Below are 21,798 nucleotides of genomic sequence, written 5' to 3'. Positions count from 1 at the left end.
ATACACCGATTGTGACATTGTATGGTGGTTTGCTACAGTTTGACGACAGTCAGCTTGAGACTTCCATCAGGTGGGGGCCATACGTCCAAAGAAGTGCGCAACGGACATGCCGGCTTGGGAAGATCCTGCCGGCCAGTTCGGCGTAGATCCCAAGTTGCCTCCTATAAGCCTCCGGGACCTCATTCTGAGATAAGGGCGGGGATTGGTTGGTCTTGTAATCAACGATCAGAACTTCGTCATCGGTGACGGCCAGGCGATCGATGCGGCCCACCAGCTTCACGCCATCGTCCCTCGAGAAGCCCGCCAAGGGCACCTCGGCCAAACTGCCAGGAGCAAAGACGGCTGCGAATCTCGTGTCCTCCAATATGGCTGAGACTTCTTCCCAGATGTTGTTCTGCTGGTCCTCGCGGAGCTTGTGAGCGGGATGAGCGAGGAATTTTCGTGCAGCCGTCTCCCGAGCCGTGAGCGACAGCTCCGGCAAGGCCTCGAGAAGCTTATGTATCAAGCGTCCGCGCGTTAATCGAGCTGAGTCGGCCATCCCGGCCAATGGCGAGAGCGGGACATCATCCTCGCCGTCAGTAGAAGCAAGGGAGGTCGCGAGCAAGGGTTTGACCTCGGATTCCGAAGGCGGAGGAGTGTGCAACCACTGCGGTAAAGATCCAGGAATGTCGCATATGACATCTTTTGCAGCCGAAGAGATCTCTGCCGTCTGCTTGCTTTGGATGCGCCAAATGGTCGATCCATCAGCCTGTGGCAGCTCCTCGGCATTGGGGGCGAGCGCCTCGAAGATCATGTCGTACCATGTAACACCGCTGGCTTTCCTCACACTGTCGTAGCCGCACACATACAGACGGTCACGGGCGCGGGTCATGGCGACATAGAGCAGTCGGTTGTATTCTTGGCGCTGAGCCTCCTGTTCTCTCTCTCTGAGGCTTTCGATTGCACTTCCCTGATAATCGGTGGTGAGGCGCCAAAAGGGGATCCCGGCTCCCCGGCTGTCGTGCGGTGAGAACAAGATCGCAGGGTCATTCTGCTTTCGCGGTGGCGAGCAGGTGTCGGGAAGAAAGACGATATTTGCTTCAAGCCCCTTAGCTCCATGCACAGTCATGATGCGCACTTCATCGGAGCCATGTTCCATATCCCGCTTGATGGATGTCTCTGCTGAAGTGAGCCAGTGGAGGAAGCCTTGCAAAGAAGGCGTGTGCGCTTGTTCGTACTCCAGTGTCAGTCGTAGGAATTCATCGAGCGGGTCGTTGACTTCCGCCCCTAAGCGACGGACAAAATTTCGGCGCCCACCGTCGGCGCCGAGAATCTCGGAGAAGAAGGTAAAAGGAGGTTTGAAGTCGACCTTGTTGAACCATCCTCTCAAGCGATTGAGTGCTGCGGCATACGGGAGCCCCTTATTCACCCCGCTGTTTAACGAGGTCCACAAAGTCCCCGCTCGAGAGTGGCAAAGATCGATCAGATCGTCATCGTCTATAGGATTACCGTCGTCGCGCGCGAGCAGCGGGCTCTTTAGAACACAGGCAAGTGTCAGGTCGTCCTCTGGCAGAAGCACAAAGCGCCCCAGCGCAATAAGATCCATGATGGCGATGTGCTCGGTCAGCACCAGCCGATCGGCGCCTGCGACCGGCACTCCTCGCCGTTTGAGACTGCGCAGCAGAGCATCGACGAAGCGGTCGCGACGGCGAACAAGGATCATGATGTCGCCGGGCCGGATGGGGCGGCCATGCGCTTCGAGCATGCTGCCCTCCTGGAGCCACCCCGAAATCGTAGCCGAAATCTTCTCCGCGAGGCGAAGCCGAGGATGGCCAGCATCCTCATGATCCACTGGCGCATCCCAAATGGGTCGGGGGGCCTTCGGAAGCGGGATTTCCTTGGACCAGATCTCAACCAATCCTGCGTGACCCCGTCGGGTCGGCTCGTGAGGACGCAACTCTCCACCAAACGGTATTAGGCCCGCCTGCGCTCCCACCTGTGCGAATACCCAGTCCACAGCCCTTAGAACGTCCGCCGTCGAGCGGAAAGAAACACTCAGCGGCACATCCTCGAAGAGACGTGAGGCCGCGTGGATCCTGCTGCGAAAGGCGCGATGCATGTCGTCGAATGCCTGAGGATCGGCGCCCTGGAAACTGTAGATCGATTGCTTATGGTCGCCGACCACGAACAAGGTCCGGGCGACGTCGCCGCGCGCGCCGCTGCCGGCAAAAAACTCCTCGGCTATTTTTTCGACGATCTGCCACTGCACCGGACTTGTGTCCTGCGCTTCATCAATAAGAATATGGTCAATGCCGCCGTCGAGCTTGAACAGGACCCAAGCGGCACCATGCATCCGCGAAAGCATCGAGAGGGTCTGGTCGATGAGGTCATCATAGTCGTACTGACCCTGTTGACGCTTCTGGTGCTCGTACGCACCCAGCATCGACAGGGCCACGATCAGCAATGCCTCCGTCGCCGTGACCACGTGCATTGCGCGTTCCTGCTCGCACAGTCTCAGGATGCGGTCACGCTCGGCAAAAAGGGCGTCCGCCACTCCAGGGTTCTTTGCGGCCAGAGAGGTTGAGATAACGTAGGCATCCGCCCGGGGGCCTCCGTCGCTCTTGCAGAAGATATCTTTGGCGGCGGCAAAAGCAGCATCGTCGTCGGCAGCTTTCAGGAAGGCATCAATGCGAGCGGACTGAGCTTCCATTCGCGTACCAGCACCGGCAAGGAGCTCCATGGCCGCGGCCAGCTGGCTGCGGTCAGCTCCGTTGCAAGCCTCACGGGCGATGGAGCCGAGGGTTGTGTCCTCCTGGAGATCAAAAAAGATCCGCAACCGCGCCAGCGCTTCCTGAAAGGAACGGGGTTCCAACAGCTCTACCAACTGACGCCGCTGATCAAGGATCTCCTTGAGAATGCGATCGAAGGACAATTCGTTGACGTAGGAGGACACCGTATCGAACGCCTGAGCCTGGAGCGATCGAGGATCCAAAGCCATCTTTCGGAGGAACTCATCTCGGACCGTCGAGATCACTTCATCCGCCGACCGTTCGTCCATCACCGAAAATCCCGGCACGATCCCCGCCTCCACGGGAAATCGTTGCAAGAGTTTTTCACAGAAGGCATGGATCGTCTGAATCTTCAGGCCCCCTGGCGTTTCCAAGGCTCTCGTAAAAAGTCGGCGAGCAGCGCTCAACTCGCTCGCTCGCGGTACGGTGCCCGTCAGCTCTGTGATTTTTTGGATCAGAGCTGCATCCTCAAGACCGATCCACCCGCTAAGCACGGCAAACAGGCGGTTCGACATCTCACCGGCCGCAGCGCGGGTGAAGGTCAGGCATAGAATGCGGGCAGGTTCTGTGCCCCCCAGCAAAAGGCGAATCACTCGATCCACGAGGACACGGGTCTTGCCGGATCCGGCGCTGGCGGAAACCCATGCTGAGACTGCGGGGTTGGAGGCTCGGGATTGCAGGGCGCTTGCCGTCGACGCCGCATCACTCATCGACAACCTCCGTCCCGGTGACTGCGCTGATTGAGGACCACTCACGGAAGCGGGAGAGGTGGTCATAGTCGAGTTCGGCGTCCTGCCTCTCGATCCGGACCCTCGGAATATAGGGCTGATTTTCGTCGTCGTAGGCTGCCACCAGATCACTGAGGCCCTGCATGGTCATGTCCGTAATGGCATCATCCGCCGGTGCTGTCCGGATTTCTCCCGGAGGGTTACCGCCGCTCAATCTCACATAGGCGAACTCTTTCACATCCACGGGACCAACGAGCTCGAAACCTCCATGTTCTGCCATTTTCACTTCAAGCAGCAGCTGCGGACTGAAATTTGCCTGTTCCTGCTTATGCGTAGGAAGTCTGCCAGTCTTGTAATCAAGGATGCGTACTGAGCCGTCTGCAAAGATATCAAATCGGTCGGCTCGTGCCGTCAACTCGAAGGGTCCCATGGGGCCCGGCACTTCGATCCGGCCGCCAAGTTCAACCAAGCTCCTGGACACGCCTTCTCGCAAACCTCTTTCGACTACGGCAAACCAAGAGGCCATGCGCTGGAACTGTGGCCACCAAAAGCTGCGAACGTCGGTATATTCAAGCCAGTCAGCGAACTCAGCCTCGCCACAGGCCAGAAGGGTGCGCTCGATGTCCTGCGGAAGGGCTTCCGGATAGCTTTCCGAGAACCGCTGGAGGGCTGCATGAACCAGAACGCCGCGTTCCGCCGGGCCTGGTATGCGATCGAGTTCATCCAGCCGACGAAGCTTCAAAATATGTTTGGCAAAAATGGCATAGGGATCTCGGATCCAGGTTTCAATTTCCGTGACGCTCAGACGTCGCGGGCGCAGTGAAGTGGCAGGTCGCGGCTTCGGTATCGCCAGTACAGCTGGCGTCGAGCTGTCGTCTATCATCCGGGCCCACGCCACCCAGGGGCTCGTGGACGCAATCAGGTGTCCTGCCCTGGATGCATCCAGAAGGGCCTTTAGCCTCAGTATCCACCGAGATGCAGTCGCCGGAGCGCCGTCAATCTTGGCCGACCAGGTGCCGTACACTTTCTGTCCAGCCATTGCCTGGACGAAATCATGGGCCGCAAGCCCTTGCCGTCGCTCGGGTGAGAGTAAGCCCATAGCGGCCCGCATTGGGCGGCTCAGCCATGGGTCCTCCTGGGACTCCGGCGGCCAAACACCCTCGTTAAGACCGCCAAGGATGATCACGTCAGAGGTGATCAGCCGCGCCTCGAGAAGTCCGTAAATTGACAAACGGGGATGCTGATTTGCATTGGGCCGCACAACTTGGCCAGCCATGACTTCGCGTAACAAAGAGGGATAAAGGAATGGCTCGATTTTTGGTCCGTGTGACGAGGCTTCGATCAGAGTTGCGAACAGCGCCGCCAGGCCCTCGCCCTCTTCGCCCCGCCAGAGATAGCAGCCCTGGGGATCCGAAGGAGCACAGGCCTCGGCTGCTTTCAAATGAGCTTCGGTGAGAGTTTGGAGTGAGGTTCGGTCCGTTCCATCCATCACCGCCTGGAAGGGCTGAAGCCGTTCCGCCAGCGCGATCATGAGCTCATCGAGCTCTATCCACGTCTGCTCCGAGATCCTTCCATTTCGGCGGTGCTGGCCCTTGCGGGCGTTCTGCAAAGCGTTCTGCAGCCCTTGAAGGCCCGGAGGAGGTCGAAGTCCGCGCAACGCGACCATCTCGAATGACCGAGCCCGCCGACGCAGATCTGCACGCTCAAAGCCAAAGGCGGCCAGGGGGTGCTTCAGAAGCGCAAGCATTTGCACTGGCGCAAACTTGTTCAAACTGGCGTCCAGGAGCAAAAATGCAAAGGATCCTGCGGACGTCTGCGACAGCGGCACGCCAGCACTGTCGTCTACAAAGATATTCCACCGCGCCAGTTCGGAGGCTACCCGGCGGGCCAGCCGTCTGTCGGGCGTGATCAATGCCGCTTGCCGAGCCGGTTCCTCCAAGACCTGGCGCATGATCATCGCAATGCAAAGAGCCTCTTCCCGGTGCGTGGCCGCTGGGATCAGCTCCAGGCCGTTGGTTGCCGCCTCCAAGTCTCGGGACGTGAAACTTGAGATCGCCGCCTGCCACAGTTCCGTTGTTTCAGCGGGGCGCATGACCTCACTCAGAAACCGGCCTCGGCGGGAGGGACGACAGCCCGGTAGAACTCTAACATCCTGCCGATCAATTCCGATCTTCTCCAGCAGCATTTTTAGCCCGTATTGGGGGTGCTGAGGTGGGAGTTGGTCCCAGCTGTGATCGTCGAGGTCTTGATCCAGACCGGGCAGGATGACGGCGCCCCGGGGCAGTCGTGATATGGCTGATAGAAGGCGAGCTGTCGCCGGGATCGAGCCGGTAGAGCCCGCCGCGATCATCGGGACATTGGGCAACGTCAGGGCAAGTCTGGAGGCCTCGGCCTCCAGGAGAAGATTTCTGCGAGCCAGAGCACCAATCACGCCGCGCTGAGCAAACTCATGCGGCAACAGGTCTTGTACGACGGACAGAAAGTCGACCATCGCAGCACGATGTTCCGGATAGTCGCCGTCGCGAAGTGCCCCAAGCATATCCAGGGTCAGGCCCTCGGTCTCAAAAGCGGCTAGAAGCTGTCCGAGGGATTTTGCTAATTTGATGGACTGAGCCGGTCCGGTGGTCAGCGTATGGCCTAAAAGATGGTCCGGGTTTCGTGCCGACCATTCCAACAGGATGCGCGCAAGGGTCAGATCCCGTTCGAGCGTAGAGACAGCGGGGGGGAGATGCAGCTCCTCCACATTGTTTCCGGAGGCGAGAACAAATTCATCCTCGTCGATGTCGCCCAATGGCCTGATGCGCGGAAGAAGGGTGGCTCCTCCGCCGAGCGCGAGAAAACAATCCGTCAAGACCCGGGAAGAGCGCCGGGTGGGCAAGAGAATAGTGGTACGTGCCAAGCCGAAGGGCTCTGAGATCGGCAAAGGAGGAACCAGCTCAGAGGAAAGGACGGCTGCCGCAAGCCGATCCAAGAAGGGCTCGCCGGGAGGCACGGTGAAGACGCGCGGCGCTGTCGTGCCGTGCGAGGTTGACATGATTACACTTTCTGCAGAGCCTGCTCTGCCAGGATCAAGCCCTGGGGAGTGCCCACGTGAAGCCAGACGCCGTCATGGCGCAGGCCAAAAAGGCGTCCGGCCTCTATCGCACGATCCCACAAGACATTCATCGAAAAGGCACCGTCGGGCGCATCACGGAAAAGTCGGGGGTGCACAATATACACGCCTGCAAAGGCAAAAGGCGCGACCTCGCCCTGCGCCCGCCGAACGAGCCGCCCAGACGGGTCCATGGTGAAATCCCCGGCGCCATCATAGCCTATGCTGGTTACCGTGCTCGCCAAGAGCATGAGGCAGTCCATCTCTTCGTCGCGCCAATGCTCGCGCAGGCGCTGCAGCGCTGGCTTGGCGCCCTCGATCCATGCGCTGTCGGAGTTGACGACTGCAAAGGGGCCGTCACCCAGAAGAGGTAAAGCGCGTGCAGTGCCACCGCCCGTGTCCAGCAGCATCGACCGCTCATCGGAGATAATGATCTTGGGACGACTGATGTCCTCGACGTATCGCTCGATCTGTTCTGCGAGATAATGGACATTTATGACGGCGGTCGTGATCCCGTCTTCGACCAACCGCTGCAGCACGTGTTCCAGGAGCGGGCGGCCCAGGACGGGAACGAGGGGCTTGGGCCGGTCGTTGGTGAGCGGCCGCATTCTCTGGCCCATGCCCGCCGCAAGAACCATCGCGTTGGTCACGATCAAGGCAGGCTTCGTTTTCCGCTTTGCGTCTTTAGTCTGTGCTTCCGTTCGATACACGCTAGACCTCACGATGAAGCTTCGATCAATGCTTCCGGCAGATGATGTTCGAACCAGTGACGGAGCTCATTGAGGTTTTGATGACGGAGGTTCCTGGCGAGATAGCGCCGGATGCGGGGCATATGGCGAAGATACCCATGCTTTCCGTCGCGCTTTGAGAGGCGCGTAAATATGCCAAGTATTTTTGCTGCTCGCTGGGCGCCCATGATGGCATAGGCGGTCAGGAACCGTTCGGCATCAAAATCATCGCGTGAAGTCTGCCGCCCCGCCAAATAATAATCGAGCAGGTCCGTCTCCGTCGCTGCGGACACATCAATCCGAGCGTCTTGCAAGAGGGACACAAGATCATAAGCCGCATGGCCGATCATGGCGTCCTGATAGTCGATGATACCAACGCGGGCCAACCCCTCGCGCTGTGGCAGCCAGAGGAGGTTCGGCGAGTGGTAGTCTCGCAGGACCAGGGTTGGTTCATCAAGCTCGACTGCCGGCCATAGTTTGCGCCATCCCGTCAGAAAAGAGGTGCGAAGCTCGCCTGATGCCGCATGTCCCTTCACAGTCGGAAAGTACCAGTCGAGTAAAAGTTCGACCTCGATTTCTCGGGCTCGCCTGTCATATGGAGGAATGGCAAATTCGGAGCCATCCGGTAAAGAAATGCGGTCGGGTATTCTCGCAGAGGCCAGACTGAGCAATACGTCTACGGCCGCGGTCATGGGCGCCGACATGTCGAATTTCTCGGCGGATATCTGGCTGTAGACAGAATCGCCAAGGTCCTCCAAAAGGAGAAATCCCTCGTCCAAATCCATGTCGTAGACAGCTGGTGCGCTCAGCCCTTGGCTCCGCAGCAGACTTCCGATCGCGGCGAATGGACGGACGCCTTCGGCAAGATGCGCTATTTTACTGTATGGAAGGCCGTCTCGAACGGGAGGTCCATCTGGTCTCGGGGGCATGTCCATGAGGACTGCTGACCGGCCATCCGGGTGTGACAGCCGCTCGTAGCGGCGCGACGAGGCATCCCCTTGGAGGAAGTGCCTGTGAGCAGAGCCCCAACCGGCTGACTCCAGAAAACCCCGCAGTTTCGCCATGCGCGGTAAAACTTCACGCCACCTACCGCTCCCGGCGACGGTCGCCAAGCGGGCGTTACCGCTCAGGGCCTCATGAAGGGTGATCTCCAGGTGATCGTCGCGGAACAGTCCGTTTGCGCGGTCGGGCCACTCCACCAGGGTCAGCATTTCGCTTTGGCGCTCTTCCAGCCCGAGTTCACGAGCTTCCTCTGAGCCGCCCACTCGGTACAAATCGACGTGGTTCACTGGAACCCGCGTGAAATCATAGCTCTGGACAAGGGTAAATGTCGGGCTTGGAACCTCGAAGTCGCCATGGGCAGGCGCGAGCGCCCGTATGATGGAACGAGCCAGACTGGTCTTGCCGGCTCCCAGATCGCCGCTCAGGAGAATGACGTCCCCCGGTTGGACAATGCCCGCAATTTCCTGACCGAAAATCTCGGTTGCGTTCACGTCTTCAAGCGTGATCTTCTCGGTCGGCATCGTCACAACGCGCGAACTTTTGGCAGTCTCTCTGCCAGGCTGTTCCGATGAAGATAGGATCGCGGCCCCCGTGATGGCAGCCGGCAGATCACCGTCGTCCCCTTGTCGAGCCGGGATCGCAAGGACACCGTCCCATCATGCAACTCGACGAAGCTCTTGACGAGGGACAGACCCAGTCCCGGTCCTCGGTGACCAGAAATGCCGGGGCGTGACTTGAACCGCTCGAAGGCAGCCTTCTGGAATTCGGGATCCATGCCTTTCCCGAGGTCACTCACCCACATTACGACGTCGTCACCTTCGCGGCGCGCTCCCATGCGAATTGTGCTGTGATCCAGGCTGAAGCCGATCGCGTTGGACAAGAGGTTGAAGAGGATCTGCTTGAGACGCTTCTTGTCGGCGATGAAGGTTCCCGCAGCTTCGGGGATCTCAACTTGCAGTGTGATGCCGCGCTTCTCTATGCGAGAGCGCAGCATCTGAGCTGCATCGGTCATCAATTCTGTAATTTCAACTTCTTCGAACCGGAGCTCCATGGCACCGGCATCAATCGTCGTCAAATCAAGGATTGCGTCAATGATACTCAGGAGATCGGCAGAGGAAACGAGAATGTCGTTCGTATATTCGCGCTGCTTCGGCAGCAACTCACCAGCCAGCCCCAAGCACAGGCTGTCAGCGAATCCGATGATGTTCGTGAGGGGCGTTCGCAATTCATAGGACACGTTCTGGAGGAAATCAGTCTTGAGGCGGTCAGCCGCTTCCAGAGCATCGGTGCGCTCACGCAATGCCCGTTCGATCCGCGATGAATCCGTCACATCGGTGTAAGTCAGCAACGTGTTGCCATCGGGGAGAGGCACGAGCGAGAAATCAAAAATATTGCCATCCGGCCGCTCGATCCGACCCTGGAGAGGTCGTCGATCGTCATCGACGGAGGTCACGGCATATTTCAGCTCATCCCACATCAAATCATCGGGCAAGCGCTGACGACAGACAGAGAAGACCGCATCGATGTGGGGTTCGGAGGCTAAAAAGTCCGTATCGAGGCCCCACAACGCCGAATAGGCGGGATTAAATAGTTTCAGTCGCCCATCTGTGCCGAAGAGGGCCAAGGCCTCGTGGAGATTATCCAGAGTTTCTCTCTGAACATCGATCAGTTGGTTGTATTGGCTTTCGAGCCGGATCTGCTCGGTAATGTTCTCATACAGATAAGTCACGCCCCCAAAGGGATGTTGCTCAGCGATGACGCGCAACGTCCGGCCATCTGGCAGATGCCACCAATCCTCTCTCGTATCGATGGATTTATAGACATCGAGATGCCGGGCACGCCAATCTCTATAGTTCGCCTGTTCGGGTAAGCTTCTTTCCTCCCTCAGGCGATCGAGGATCTCCCCATCGCTCGGGTTGGTCGCAAGCCATTCAGTGTCCAGCCGCCATAGTTTTGCGAACGCCGAATTGCTGAATCGCAACCGCTGATCCTGACCAAAAATGGCAATGGCGGTCGTGAGCTTGTCCAGGGTGCTCGCATGAGCTCTTATATGACGCTTCAGCTCCCTCTCGACGTCTTCCAGGGCGGTGACATCGAGTGCGAAACCAGCCTCACCGTCGGTCACGGCGACTTCGACCACATCAAGGGCTCGCTTCGTCCCATTGATCACCGTGTGGCTTCGCCGACGATCGACTGCACCCTGAGAACGCCCATTCGCGGCGAGGCGGGCGTTCAGTTTTCGTTCGGGGTTTACGAGCTCTATTCCTGCGGCGAGAACTGTGGATATCGTCTCGGCATCCACTGCCTGGACATAGGCCTGATTGGCCCAAGTCAGCCTGTGCTCTTCATCGCGCAGCCAGATCGGTAACGGAGCATTATCCAGGATTGCCGTGAGGCGCTCCACTTGGCGCGCCAGCTTTCGGCTCTCATGGGCGAGTTTTGTGATTTCGCGTCGTTCCCCCGCGAGTGGGCGAAGCCGAAGCGTTGCCAAGCCGCCTGCCGCGCGTCCATCCGCCTCGAGCAGTTCTCCAGCAAGGGTCTTTACGCCGATATTGAATGCCGTCCCCCGCGACTTGAGATCCCTCAAGGCCTCCCCAAGAGTGGCAACGGATTCCAGTTCCAGCCAGCTTTCAAAGTCAGCTTGCGCCTGCCGGTCCAGCGGGCAGGTGCATGTCTCGCGCATGTCCCCGACAATCCGCTCAACGGCTTCGCTACCGCCGCGCCAGATGAACAGAAGATGAGGTTCAGCCGATAACGCTGCCTCAGCATCGTTTAATTGGGCCTCAAGCTCCGCTCTGCGTCTGCGCTCCTTGCCAAGCTTTCGCTCTAGCCGCCAAGTCGCCAGCAATGCCCAAAGGAATATCGCGAAGACGAGAACTGCGACGCCGAGCCAGATCAACTCGGTGTCGCCCACCACCCGAACGGTGGACGGCAGGCTCAGTTCCGCTCGAGCAGGAAGAGCGGATAGAACCAGTACGGAGCCTACAAGCTGCACCGTTGGCAGCAGCCAACGCGACGAAGCCATGGCTTGTGTTGCGCCCGTCAACACCATCGGAGCCCGGCCACTTCCCCTTGATAAGCCTCTAAGGCGCGATCTCACGAGCCCGCAGCCCTACGCGATACACACGCTGAAGGCGCGAATCACGCGCAAAACGATAAGCAGAGGTATACAGGGAATTGGTTAATTGCCCAACATACAAGCAATGACCGACAGGATTGCGCTTACCTCCCCAAGCAGGAGGTGAGCCACAGAAACCCTAGGGTTTCAAGCTTCCGTGGCCATCATTCCCTTGATGCTGATTAGCATCAGTACCGGTAATAATCGGCCTTGAACGGACCTTGTTTGTTAACGCCGATGTAGCTGGCCTGCTCGGATGTGAGCTCGGTAAGCTTCACGCCAAGTTTGGCAAGATGAAGGCGAGCCACCTTCTCGTCCAAGTGTTTGGGAAGCACATAGACTTCATTGCTGTAGGTGCCGGCGCCATTCCAGAGTTCAATCTGCGCCAATACCTGATTGGTGAACGACGCGGACATGACAAAGCTTGGATGACCAGTAGCATTGCCCAAGTTAACCAAGCGCCCTTCTGAGAGCAGGATCATGCGCTTGCCATCCGGGAAGTGAACCATGTCCACTTGCGGTTTCACATTATCCCACTTGAGGTTCTTGAGCGTCCCGATCTGTATCTCGTTGTCGAAATGACCAATGTTGCAGACGATCGCCATGTCCTTCATCTGGCGCATGTGATCAAGGGTGATCACATCCTTGTTGCCGGTGGCCGTCACGAAGATATCGGCAAAGGGTGCGGCATCTTCCAGCGTCATGACCGAGTAACCGTCCATAGCGGCCTGGAGGGCGCAGATGGGGTCGATCTCGGTCACGATGATCCTGGCGCCAGCGCCACTCAGGCTCTGCGCGGAGCCTTTGCCCACATCGCCATAGCCACAAATGACGGCAACTTTGCCGGCCATCATTACGTCGGTCGCACGACGGATACCATCGACCAGGGACTCGCGGCAGCCATAGCGATTGTCGAACTTGGACTTCGTCACACTGTCGTTGACATTGATGGCGGGGAACGGAAGCTCACCCTTCTTCTGCAATTCATAAAGTCGGTGGACACCCGTCGTGGTCTCTTCAGAGACACCGCGGATGGTCGCTTTCACCTTCGAGAACCAGCCAGGATTGCTTTCCAGCCGCTGGCGGATCGTCGCAAAGAGGCATTCCTCTTCTTCATTCGCCGGCGACGCCAACACGGAAGGGTCAGTTTCAGCCTTCGATCCCAAGAGGACGAGCATGGTTGCGTCGCCACCATCGTCGAGAATCATGTTGGCGGTTTCACCGTTTCCCCAATCAAAAATTCTGTCTGAATAATCCCAATACTCCGCAAGTGTCTCCCCCTTGACCGCAAAGACCGGGATGCCAGCCGCCGCAATGGCCGCCGCAGCGTGGTCTTGCGTCGAGAAGATGTTGCACGACACCCAACGGACTTCTGCGCCCAAGGCCACGAGCGTTTCGATCAGAACCGCAGTCTGGATGGTCATGTGCAGGCTGCCCGCGATGCGAGCGCCCTTCAGCGGCTGCTGGGGGCCGAATTCCTCGCGGATCGCCATCAATCCCGGCATTTCCACTTCAGCCATCTGGATCTCCTTGCGGCCCCAATCGGCGAGTGCAATGTCCTTGACGATGTAATCTTTGAACGAACTCATGTCTGAGACCTCAGGATCTGGTGACACCAACGGCGCGCAGATCGAGCGCCAATTCAGCGCACGGGGTATAGCAAGAGCTGGGGGAGAGGGCAATAAAAGATATAAAGAAGTCTTTATATCTCCATGCCCTCAATCTTCGTGAAATTTTGCCTCGACGAGATCCTGGAGGGCATTCAGCGCGTCGACTGCCTCTGGCCCCGTGGCTGATACCAGAATCTTCGAGCCAGGATGTGCTGCAAGCATCATCAAGCCCATGATCGACGTTCCCACAACCGTCTGACCATCGCGCGTCACGGTAACGTCGGCGTTGTACTTTTCGGCGCATTTGACGAATTTCGCCGAGGCGCGTGCATGAAGTCCGCGACTGTTAATGATCGTGAGCTCCCTTCCAAGGAAGCCCGATTCCGTTTTGTTGTTCATGATTTTTCGATTGCCGTGTGGATTAGACGTCTCCGGAAAGGACACGGCTGGCGATGTTGATGTATTTGCGGCCGGCATCCTGCGCCTGCTCGACGGCCTCCGCAATGCTCATGTCATTGCGAACGCTCGCCAACTTGATCAGCATAGGAAGATTGATCCCGGCGATGACCTCGACTTTGGCACTCTGCATGATTGAGATGGCTAAATTTGAAGGTGTGCCACCAAACATGTCCGTGAGAAGGATAACACCCTCTCCCGTGTCCACATGACCTACAGCCGCCAGGATGTCGGCGCGACGCTTCTCCATGTCGTCATCAGGACCAATGGAGATTGTTTCGACCTGGGACTGAGGACCAACCACATGCTCCATGGCAGCGCGAAATTCCGCCGCCAGCTGGCCGTGGGTTACCAATACCAGTCCGATCATCAAGTCACTCTCTATTTCATCAACCCGCCCGGCGAAGAGGCCGTATCATGTCCGCAAGGGCGTGCGCATGCAATAATATGCGTCCTGTAAGCAAGGCTGCCAGAATTCTCAATCAACAGAGAGTGCGAAGTGCCGTCCGGATCTTCACCGTGGCAGAGGCCTGCCACGGATCGATGTGTAGAAGAGGCAAGGATACGCCGCTCATTTGCCAGCGAACAGCCGAAAAATCTGGCATTCGCTCGACCTGGGCATTGGGCACCAGTGTGACAACGGCACGCACGCCAGCGGATGCGCACAAGGGAAAGTGATCGACGATACCAAGGCCTCTGACTTCCAGCTTACCGCGGATGGACGCCGGAGCGGAGGCGAGAAGTTCATCACCTCCCAGCTGAAGAAGGACTTGGTCATCACTCACCAAGGCAGGATGGAACTCTAGACCATCCCTCCTTAGAGGCGGCCCATCAAGAAGGCGGAGTGCCAAGTCCGACTTGCCAGAGCCGGACGGACCGATGATTAAAATAGCCTGCCTGCCATAAGCTACGCACGTGGCATGACAAAGCGTCTGCGCATCGTTCTGCACAGGATCACTCGTCGTTGTCGATGGGACGCAGGCGCACCAGGAACCTCGCCCCGAGGACCGGCTTCTCGCCGAATTCGCCGGAAGGCGGCCCATATCGGTTCTCGGCCCAGATCCTGCCGCGATGAGCCTCGACGATCTGTTTTGAAATGCTCAAGCCAAGACCGCTGTTCTGACCGAATGACCCCTCGGGACGATCGGTGTGGAAACGATCAAAGATCTTGTCCATGCTTTCGGGGCGGATGCCGGTACCATCGTCGTCGACACAAATCTCCACTTCACCACTCACGCGGCGCAGGCGCACCCGTATGGTGCTGTCAGCGGGCGAGAACGAGCGAGCATTGTCCAACAAATTGCGAATGACCTGACCTAGCCGGATGTCATGCCCCGTTACAAGGAAGGCATCTTCAACATTGTCAGGAGGTGGAATGATCCGGAGAACGATCTCCGCCTGATCGCCATTGCGCGTTTCATTCGCAATGCTGATCACCATGTTAAGCAGTTCAACGATATCGATGGTCCTGGACTCGGAACGAGCCAATTCCGCGTCCAGGCGCGAGGCATCCGAGATATCCGTGATCAGCCGATCCAGCCGCTTCAGGTCGTCCTTGATGATAGCGAGAAGACGCTGCCGCTGACCATCATTCTTGATGTAGTCCAGTGTTTCGACGGCGCTGCGCAACGATGTGAGAGGATTTTTCAGTTCGTGCGAGACATCGGCTGCAAAATTCTCAATGGCCGCGATGCGGCTATAGAGGGCATTGGTCATGTCACGCAGGGCGATCGACAGATGCCCGATCTCATCCCGCCTAGATGAGAAATCCGGGATCTCCACGCGCTTGTTCACCCCATGCCGGACCCGCTCGGCCGCCAAAGCCAGACGTCGGATCGGTTCCGCGATGGTGCCTGCCAGCAGCACCGACAGAAGCACAGTCACGAGCGCAGCGAACATAAAGGTGAAGAGAATTATGCGTCGCTCCCCACGCAAGGTGTCGTCGATGTCGCCGCCCTGGGTGGAGAGCACCAAGGCGCCGAGGACAGCTCTGAAGCGTTGGATCGGCACTGCCACAGAAACGATGATTTCGTGCTTTTCGTTGACCCTTACGACGCTGACGGCCGCACCGTTCAGCGATGCAGTGACTTCCGGAAAATCCTTCCCGTTGTCATTTCCGTATTCCTTCTGGAGCGGATATTCGTTTGAAAACAGCCAGTTGTTAAAGCCATGCCAGAGGTCGATGACAACGCTCTGCGGCGAACTATCTGGCGGGGGAAGTTCGAAGCGCAGGATCTCGCCGCGGCCATAGAGATAGTGAGAATCGACGACCAGGATGCCCTCACGATCATAAATGCGAGCGCGGGTCTTGGTGGGAGAAATCAGGCGTCGGAGAATCTGGCCAGCTCTCTCCGGGTTTATCGGAAATTCGAAACTTCTGGATTCGTCGGCGTCCGGCCCTGACCGATTGCCTGTCTGAAGATCCAGCAGGCGGTCAGGGTCCACGACGATCGAGTCCGTATCAACCGTCGCAGAGGCCGCGATGGCGCCGGCGATGATATGGCCCTGGGTCATCAAGCTCTGGACGCGGGCGTCGATGAGGCCTTGCCGAAACTGGTTGAAGTACAGAATGCCGGACACGAGGATGATCAATCCTGCGATGTTCAGCAGGATGATGCGAGCGGTGAGACTGGACGGACTTAAGGTGAAGAATGACCGAGCCGCCGAGAGCTGATCACGCCGTTCGACCGCATCCAATGCGCGATCATCGTCATCAACACCGGATTCGTGCCGGACTTCTGCAACCATCTTTTTGCGCTTGGCCCTCTAGACAAGGACCGCTTTACATTTCCTTGAAGCGGTAGCCAACACCATACAACGTCTCGATGGCATCAAAGTCGTCGTCAGTGACCTTAAACTTTTTTCTCAGTCTTTTGATGTGGCTGTCGATGGTGCGGTCGTCGACATACACTTGATCATCATAGGCCGCATCCATCAGCGCATCTCGGCTCTTCACCACGCCGGGGCGCTGAGCAAGAGCTTGAAGGATCAAAAACTCCGTGACCGTCAAGGTCACGCCTTTGCCGTTCCAGGTGCAGGAATGGCGTTCAGGATCCATGATCAACGCCCCGCGCTCGATCTTCTTCGCGGTGGTGTCACCAGTCGCGGACGCCTCACGAGGCTGGGAGCGCCGCAGAACCGCACGAACGCGTTCGATCAGCAGTCGTTGAGAGAAGGGCTTCCTGATGTAATCATCAGCGCCCATTTTAAGACCGAAAAGCTCATCGATCTCGTCGTCCTTCGACGTGAGGAAGATGACAGGCATATCCGTCCGCTGGCGAAGCCGACGCAGAAGCTCCATTCCATCCATCCGCGGCATCTTAATGTCGAAGATGGCCACGTCAGGAGGGTTATCCTCCAGGCCCTTCAGTGCGGCGACCCCGTCGGCATAGGTCTGAGTCTGGTAGCCCTCAGCCTCGAGGGCCATGCTCACCGAGGTCAAAATGTGCCGGTCGTCATCGACCAGTGCGATTATCGGCATCTTTTTGCCCATGGCCATGGATCCTATCAAAGCGCTCTAGTGGGCGAACAAGGGTAAAATGTGGCGCATATCATGCGTTACAAAGGCTGAAATGACTGGCACATGAATGAAACTGATAACGCGACAATAACGCAGCTGGCGATCTATACCCTACGACAATGATGTAACGCAACTATTGCGCGTACCAGGAGGCATACAATTGGAAGAACAAACCGTTACTAAATCTCCAGGTGAATCAGCCAGATATCTCCTTAGATCGGCAAGGAAAGGAGCTTTGGGCACAATCCAGCAAGACGGCGGTGCGCCCCTGGTCACCCTTGTCACGGTCGCAACGGATTCGTTTGGCACGCCCATCCTGCTGCTCTCGGACTTGGCTTGGCATACCAAGAATTTGAAGCGCGATGAGAGAGCCTCCCTGCTGATCGACGGTACGGGGCCGAGCGGCGATCCTCTCGAAGGCATCCGGGTTTCCCTATGGGGCACTGTCGCTCCCGTGACTGACAGTCTATCGAAGGCAAGGTTTCTAGCCCACCAACCTGCCTCGGATTTCTACATCGGGTCCAAAGATTTCTCTCTTTACAAACTGCATGTCGAAGGCGGCCACTCCATTGGCGGCTTCGGACGCATCGTCACCTTCCCAGCGGGCGAATTCATTTTGGACGGTGCCCAGCACGAAGCCGTCGCAGCCGCCGAAAGCGGTATCATCGACCATATGAACGAAGATCACAGCGATGCGGTTGCACTGTACGCAGTTAAATTAATGGGTGCCGAACCCGGTGACTGGAAGATGACGGGTTGCGATCCCGATGGGTGCGACCTTGTCAAGGGACAGGAGTGCGTCCGGCTCGCTTTCGAGAGACCAGCCAAAGATGCAGGGGAGGTCCGCAAAAATCTGGTCGATCTGGTCAAGAAGGCCAGAGCCTTAGAAACCCTTCCAGTGGTTTAGTCGTCAACAATTTTGGTCAGGGGCGCCCGGCCGGCGAGTAAGGCAAGTTCGGAGAATGCACGCTCGACGCGTTCTCCGAGCAAGGGCTCCAGACTTTTTGGAACAGTGAGCGTTAGGGCTTTCGGTGTTTCCATGCTCAAGCCGATGCGTGGCAGCATTCCCGGCATTGCACCAGACATGACATAAGCCAATCTTTGGGCCGCGCTGATCAGGCGGGCACGAGCGATCACGTCGTCATCCACCATGCGCATGAGGTCTTGCGGCGCCGAGTCGCTGAGAGGACCTTCGTAGCGGAAGAAGACTGTGAAGGCGAGAAAGATGCGGCCAGGATGGTCGACGCCAACAAAGGAGGCCTGGGAGATCAGGGATACGCTTCGCTCCCCGCGGTAGTTCGGATGAGTTCGCCAGCCGATGTCTGCCAAAAAGCATGCGGCGTACCGCAGTCGCTGTTCCTCTGGAGTCTCCTTGTCGGTGGGACCACCGAAAAGCTGGTCCGTCCAATCACAGAGCTCATATTCGTGTTCAACAGACCGCGCATACCGGCGAGCAAAGTCGATGCAGGCGACGATGAGCGGATCGCGTTTGCGCTTGTTCTTCTCCAGCTTCGAAAAAATCAAGCCTTCGCGAAGGCCGAATGCAGAAACGATGACGTCCTTTGCCTTGCCCTTCTTGAGCATCCGGTCCAGTACGAGGGCACCGTAGGGCAGGGTGTCGGCACGCGTTTTCTGAATTGCCGGTATCTCACGCACAGTGTCTGCTGACAGGCCGCTCACCAAGGAAGCGAGGCTACGGGCGGCCGGTCTGGTCATGCGGTAATGATGAAGCACCTGCAGAGGGTAGTTCGTCTGCGCCATGTGAAGCTTGGCCAGATTTCGCCATGTGCCGCCGACCGAGTAGAATGATCGGCCCTTCTGACGTTGGAGGATCGGGAGATCCGCAAAGGTATCGTCGACGATCTTGCGGGCTTTCTCCATGGAGTTTCCCGACAAGTCCATCAGGCGGAGTGGCCCGAGAGGTACGGTGACGCCGTCGGTAATTTCCCCATCCTTGACCTCAACGAGTTCGAGGCTGCCCCCGCCGAGGTCGCCGACAATCCCGTCAGCGTCAGGAATGCCCGAAAGGACGCCCCGCGCAGCGAGTTCCGCCTCCTTCTTACCGGAGAGAACATTGATGCGGTGACCCAGAGCCTCCGTGGCCATTTCGATGAAATTGGGCCCGTTCTCCGCATCCCGGGCTGCAGCCGTAGCCACCGCGTAGATCTTCTCAGCGCCCATCTGTTCGCAAAGCAGACGGAAACGGCGCAGCGCTTTGACAGCTCGCTGTGTCGCATCGTCGCTCAGTCGCCCGGTGAGCGCTAAACCGCGGCCTAGCCCGCAAGCGATCTTCTCGTTGAAAATCGGTGCCGGTGCACGATTTGGCCCATCGTAAACCACGAGACGCACGGAATTCGAACCGATATCGACGATTCCGACGGGCTGATATTTTGGCGGTTCTGCCCGGGCCAGTTTCTTTCGTTTCACCTATTGTCCGCCCTGTACCGCCCTCGCATGCTGAGAGATCCTGTGAATTAACGCTGGAGGCAGACTGTCCCTGAGAGAACTGCCCCGCCCCGAAAGGCTCGGATTGGTCATAAAATATTCATGCGCATTGAACAATTCATCTGTCGGCCCCGGCTCGATCCGCCGCGAGCGGCCATCGGGCAGAAGTTCCCAGCTCTGCTGATTATCCTGCAATGAAGCGATCATGATTTGATCCAGCACCTGTTGATGCACCGTCAAGTTGTGGATAGGGACCATGGTCTCGCATCGGCGGTGTAAATTTCTCTGCATCCAGTCCGCAGAGGAGATATAGACTTTCGCCTTGTCAGACGGCAGGCCATGACCGGCCCCGAAGCAAACAATGCGCGAATGTTCCAGGAAACGTCCGATAATGCTTTTAACGCGGATGGTCTCGGAAAGTTTAGGCACGCCAGGCCTCAAACAGCAAATTCCTCGCACGACAAGATCGATCTGCACGCCCGCTCCACTCGCCTCGTACAGCTTATCGATGACCTCCGGGTCCACGAGCGAGTTTAGTTTCGCCCAAATCTGAGCCGGTCTACCGGCACGAGCGTGTTGGATTTCCTCATCGATGCTTTTCAGGATCTTCGTGTGAAGATTGAGCGGCGAGATCGAGATTTCTTCCAAATCCGTGGGCGGTGCATAACCGGAAATGAAGTTGAACAGCTTTATAGCGTCCCGACCGATGGCTGGATCACAGGTGAAGAATGAGAGGTCGGTGTAAACCTTTGCAGTGATGGGATGATAGTTGCCGGTTCCGAAATGGACATAGGTGCGCAACCCGCTGCCTTCCCGTCGAACCACGAGAGACACTTTGGCGTGCGTCTTGAGCTCCAGGAAGCCGTACACCACCTGGGCACCGGCGCGCTCAAGATCGCGAGACCATTGAATATTTGCAGCTTCGTCGAAACGTGCTTTGAGTTCCACAATGGCCGTCACCGATTTGCCGGCTTCTGCCGCCTTGGCCAGAGCGGCCACAATCGGCGAGCCCGGTGAGGTCCGATAGAGCGTCTGCTTAATCGCCACCACGTCGGGATCCTCGGCGGCCTGCCGAAGGAACTGGACGACGACGTCGAAGGATTCATAGGGATGGTGGACGATCAGGTCTTTTTGCCGGATCGCCGCAAAGCAGTCGCCGCCAAGGTCTCGAATGCGCTCGGGGAACCTGGGATTGTAGGGCTTGAATTTCAGGTCCGGGCGTTCGTCAAGAATGAGCTGGGACGTATCGGCATAGCCTACCAGCCCGCCACATCGAACAATGTTCTCCTGGGCGACCCTGAGCTCCTCGGCGATGAAATCGCTGAGCTTCTCCGGCATGGCGGCTTCCATTTCCAGGCGGATGACTGAGCCGCGTCGGCGCCGCTTCAAGGCGCTTTCGAATTCGCGAACCAGGTCTTCAGCCTCTTCCTCGATCTCGAGGTCGCTGTCACGGATCACCCGGAAGACGCCTCTGCCGAGAATCTCATATCCTGGAAACAGCCGAGAGACGAAGATTGAGAGGACATCCTCAAGGCGGATAAAGCGAACCGTGGCCGACCCAGACTCGGGAGAGGTCGATCCCGGAAGTCGAAGGAAGCGCTCCAGCATTCCCGGGATGGGAATGAGCGCATTCATGCTGTGTTCGTCCGATGATCTCCGCAAGCGCAGGCAGAATGTCAGGCCCTTGTTGGGAATGAACGGAAAGGGATGGGCGGGATCAATAGCAATGGGGGTGAGGATGGGGAAGATATGTTCGAGGAAACGGAGCTCCAGCTCAACTCTTTCCTCCGCGGTAATTTCCACAGGGTCGACAAGATGAATTCCCGCCTCAGCAAGCTCCCGGCGTAAGGTGAGCCAATGATCGTCCTGCTGCGTCATGAGTTCCTGGGCCAGAACCCGCACTTTCTCGAGCTGTTCGGCTGCGGTCAGGCCATCCTCGCTGACGGCGCTGACGCCCGCGCGAATCTGGCCGATCAATCCGGCCACTCGAACCATGTAGAATTCATCAAGATTATTGGCTGAAATTGAGAGAAAGCGAAGACGCTCCAACAGTGGATGGTTCAGGTTCTTCGACTCACCCAAAACCCGGAAATTGAAGCCGAGCCACGACACTTCGCGATTGATAAAACGGTCGGGGCTGTCGGCGGCGATGGACGGAATGATCGTCTTCACAACGGGAGAGGCGATCGCTTCCCTTTGAGCCAGGTCACCATCCTCTTTTTCGAGGAAGGCAACTTCATCCCTTGTTCCCTTGGCGATGCCAGCGCTCATTCGTGTTACCTTTCCGACAATGCGACCGTCACAATAAGCAGACGTGCCGACCCGGTGAGAA

General features: G+C 57.8%; 14 protein-coding genes. 1 reads left to right on the top strand and 13 read right to left on the bottom strand.

What is annotated here, in order from left to right:
• Positions 1–49: 49 nt before the first annotated feature.
• The 11 genes from addA to FKM97_RS02430 all read right to left on the bottom strand — a co-directional run bounded on the left by addA (position 50) and on the right by FKM97_RS02430 (position 16,982).
• Entirely contained in the window at positions 50–3,478 is a 3,429-nt protein-coding gene (addA, locus tag FKM97_RS02480; RefSeq protein WP_170240707.1) for a double-strand break repair helicase AddA, read from the bottom strand.
• Entirely contained in the window at positions 3,471–6,530 is a 3,060-nt protein-coding gene (gene addB, locus FKM97_RS02475) for a double-strand break repair protein AddB (RefSeq protein WP_143957541.1), read from the bottom strand. Before addB ends, addA begins: the two co-directional genes overlap by 8 nt.
• Positions 6,531–6,532: 2 nt before the next feature.
• Positions 6,533–7,225, bottom strand: coding sequence for a nucleotidyltransferase family protein (locus FKM97_RS02470; RefSeq protein WP_143957864.1), 693 nt, complete (start codon positions 7,223–7,225; stop codon positions 6,533–6,535).
• Between the two features lie 80 nt (positions 7,226–7,305).
• Positions 7,306–8,838, bottom strand: coding sequence for a tRNA (adenosine(37)-N6)-threonylcarbamoyltransferase complex ATPase subunit type 1 TsaE (gene tsaE, locus FKM97_RS02465; protein ID WP_143957540.1), 1,533 nt, complete (start codon positions 8,836–8,838; stop codon positions 7,306–7,308).
• A gap of 2 nt (positions 8,839–8,840) precedes the next feature.
• The gene (locus FKM97_RS02460; protein ID WP_170240706.1) at positions 8,841–11,342 is read right to left on the bottom strand and encodes a sensor histidine kinase; all 2,502 of its coding nucleotides are present in this window, start codon (positions 11,340–11,342) and stop codon (positions 8,841–8,843) included.
• Positions 11,343–11,623: 281 nt separating this feature from the next.
• The gene (gene ahcY, locus FKM97_RS02455; RefSeq protein WP_143957538.1) at positions 11,624–13,024 is read right to left on the bottom strand and encodes an adenosylhomocysteinase; all 1,401 of its coding nucleotides are present in this window, start codon (positions 13,022–13,024) and stop codon (positions 11,624–11,626) included.
• Between the two features lie 129 nt (positions 13,025–13,153).
• Positions 13,154–13,444 (bottom strand): HPr family phosphocarrier protein, encoded by a 291-nt coding sequence (locus FKM97_RS02450; protein ID WP_246104896.1) that lies wholly within the window; start codon positions 13,442–13,444, stop codon positions 13,154–13,156.
• A 22-nt stretch (positions 13,445–13,466) separates the two neighbouring features.
• Positions 13,467–13,871 (bottom strand): PTS sugar transporter subunit IIA, encoded by a 405-nt coding sequence (locus FKM97_RS02445; RefSeq protein WP_143957536.1) that lies wholly within the window; start codon positions 13,869–13,871, stop codon positions 13,467–13,469.
• Positions 13,872–13,983: 112 nt separating this feature from the next.
• Positions 13,984–14,544, bottom strand: a complete 561-nt coding sequence (locus FKM97_RS02440) for an HPr kinase/phosphorylase (RefSeq protein ID WP_143957535.1) — start codon at positions 14,542–14,544, stop codon at positions 13,984–13,986.
• Positions 14,456–16,249: a sensor histidine kinase gene (locus FKM97_RS02435; RefSeq protein WP_143957534.1), complete on the bottom strand. Its 1,794-nt coding sequence runs from the start codon at positions 16,247–16,249 to the stop codon at positions 14,456–14,458. The genes FKM97_RS02440 and FKM97_RS02435 overlap by 89 nt, the downstream gene beginning before the upstream one ends.
• Before the next feature lie 34 nt (positions 16,250–16,283).
• Positions 16,284–16,982 carry a response regulator transcription factor gene (locus FKM97_RS02430; RefSeq protein ID WP_143957863.1) on the bottom strand — a complete coding sequence of 233 codons (699 nt, stop codon included), beginning with the start codon at positions 16,980–16,982 and terminating at the stop codon, positions 16,284–16,286.
• Positions 16,983–17,181: 199 nt separating this feature from the next.
• Between FKM97_RS02430 and FKM97_RS02425 the strand changes: the two genes are divergently transcribed.
• Entirely contained in the window at positions 17,182–17,928 is a 747-nt protein-coding gene (locus FKM97_RS02425) for a HugZ family pyridoxamine 5'-phosphate oxidase (protein WP_143957533.1), read from the top strand.
• Here FKM97_RS02425 and ppx read toward each other — a convergent pair.
• Together ppx and FKM97_RS02415 are read right to left on the bottom strand one after the other, a co-directional pair.
• Positions 17,925–19,448: an exopolyphosphatase gene (ppx, locus tag FKM97_RS02420; protein WP_143957532.1), complete on the bottom strand. Its 1,524-nt coding sequence runs from the start codon at positions 19,446–19,448 to the stop codon at positions 17,925–17,927. The genes FKM97_RS02425 and ppx overlap by 4 nt on opposite strands.
• Positions 19,449–21,737, bottom strand: coding sequence for an RNA degradosome polyphosphate kinase (locus tag FKM97_RS02415; RefSeq protein ID WP_143957531.1), 2,289 nt, complete (start codon positions 21,735–21,737; stop codon positions 19,449–19,451).
• Positions 21,738–21,798 lie beyond the last annotated feature (61 nt).

It is taken from the genome of Rhodoligotrophos appendicifer (assembly GCF_007474605.1).
Taxonomy (GTDB): domain Bacteria; phylum Pseudomonadota; class Alphaproteobacteria; order Rhizobiales; family Im1; genus Rhodoligotrophos; species Rhodoligotrophos appendicifer.
The sequence above is the reverse complement of the archived record's forward strand: the minus strand, read 5'-3'. Positions and strand labels throughout refer to the sequence as shown.

What these genes read in the sequence shown, in the direction of transcription:
- FKM97_RS02445 (WP_143957536.1), bottom strand. Translation starts at nt 13,871, where the DNA reads ATGATCGGACTGGTATTGGTAACCCACGGCCAGCTGGCGGCGGAATTT.
- FKM97_RS02435 (WP_143957534.1), bottom strand. Translation starts at nt 16,249, where the DNA reads ATGGTTGCAGAAGTCCGGCACGAATCCGGTGTTGATGACGATGATCGC.
- ahcY (WP_143957538.1), bottom strand. Translation starts at nt 13,024, where the DNA reads ATGAGTTCGTTCAAAGATTACATCGTCAAGGACATTGCACTCGCCGAT.
- FKM97_RS02470 (WP_143957864.1), bottom strand. Translation starts at nt 7,225, where the DNA reads ATGGTTCTTGCGGCGGGCATGGGCCAGAGAATGCGGCCGCTCACCAAC.
- FKM97_RS02415 (WP_143957531.1), bottom strand. Translation starts at nt 21,737, where the DNA reads ATGAGCGCTGGCATCGCCAAGGGAACAAGGGATGAAGTTGCCTTCCTC.
- tsaE (WP_143957540.1), bottom strand. Translation starts at nt 8,838, where the DNA reads ATGCCGACCGAGAAGATCACGCTTGAAGACGTGAACGCAACCGAGATT.
- FKM97_RS02430 (WP_143957863.1), bottom strand. Translation starts at nt 16,982, where the DNA reads ATGCCGATAATCGCACTGGTCGATGACGACCGGCACATTTTGACCTCG.
- addB (WP_143957541.1), bottom strand. Translation starts at nt 6,530, where the DNA reads ATGTCAACCTCGCACGGCACGACAGCGCCGCGCGTCTTCACCGTGCCT.
- FKM97_RS02440 (WP_143957535.1), bottom strand. Translation starts at nt 14,544, where the DNA reads ATGGGCCGCCTTCCGGCGAATTCGGCGAGAAGCCGGTCCTCGGGGCGA.
- FKM97_RS02450 (WP_246104896.1), bottom strand. Translation starts at nt 13,444, where the DNA reads ATGAACAACAAAACGGAATCGGGCTTCCTTGGAAGGGAGCTCACGATC.
- FKM97_RS02460 (WP_170240706.1), bottom strand. Translation starts at nt 11,342, where the DNA reads ATGGCTTCGTCGCGTTGGCTGCTGCCAACGGTGCAGCTTGTAGGCTCC.
- addA (WP_170240707.1), bottom strand. Translation starts at nt 3,478, where the DNA reads ATGAGTGATGCGGCGTCGACGGCAAGCGCCCTGCAATCCCGAGCCTCC.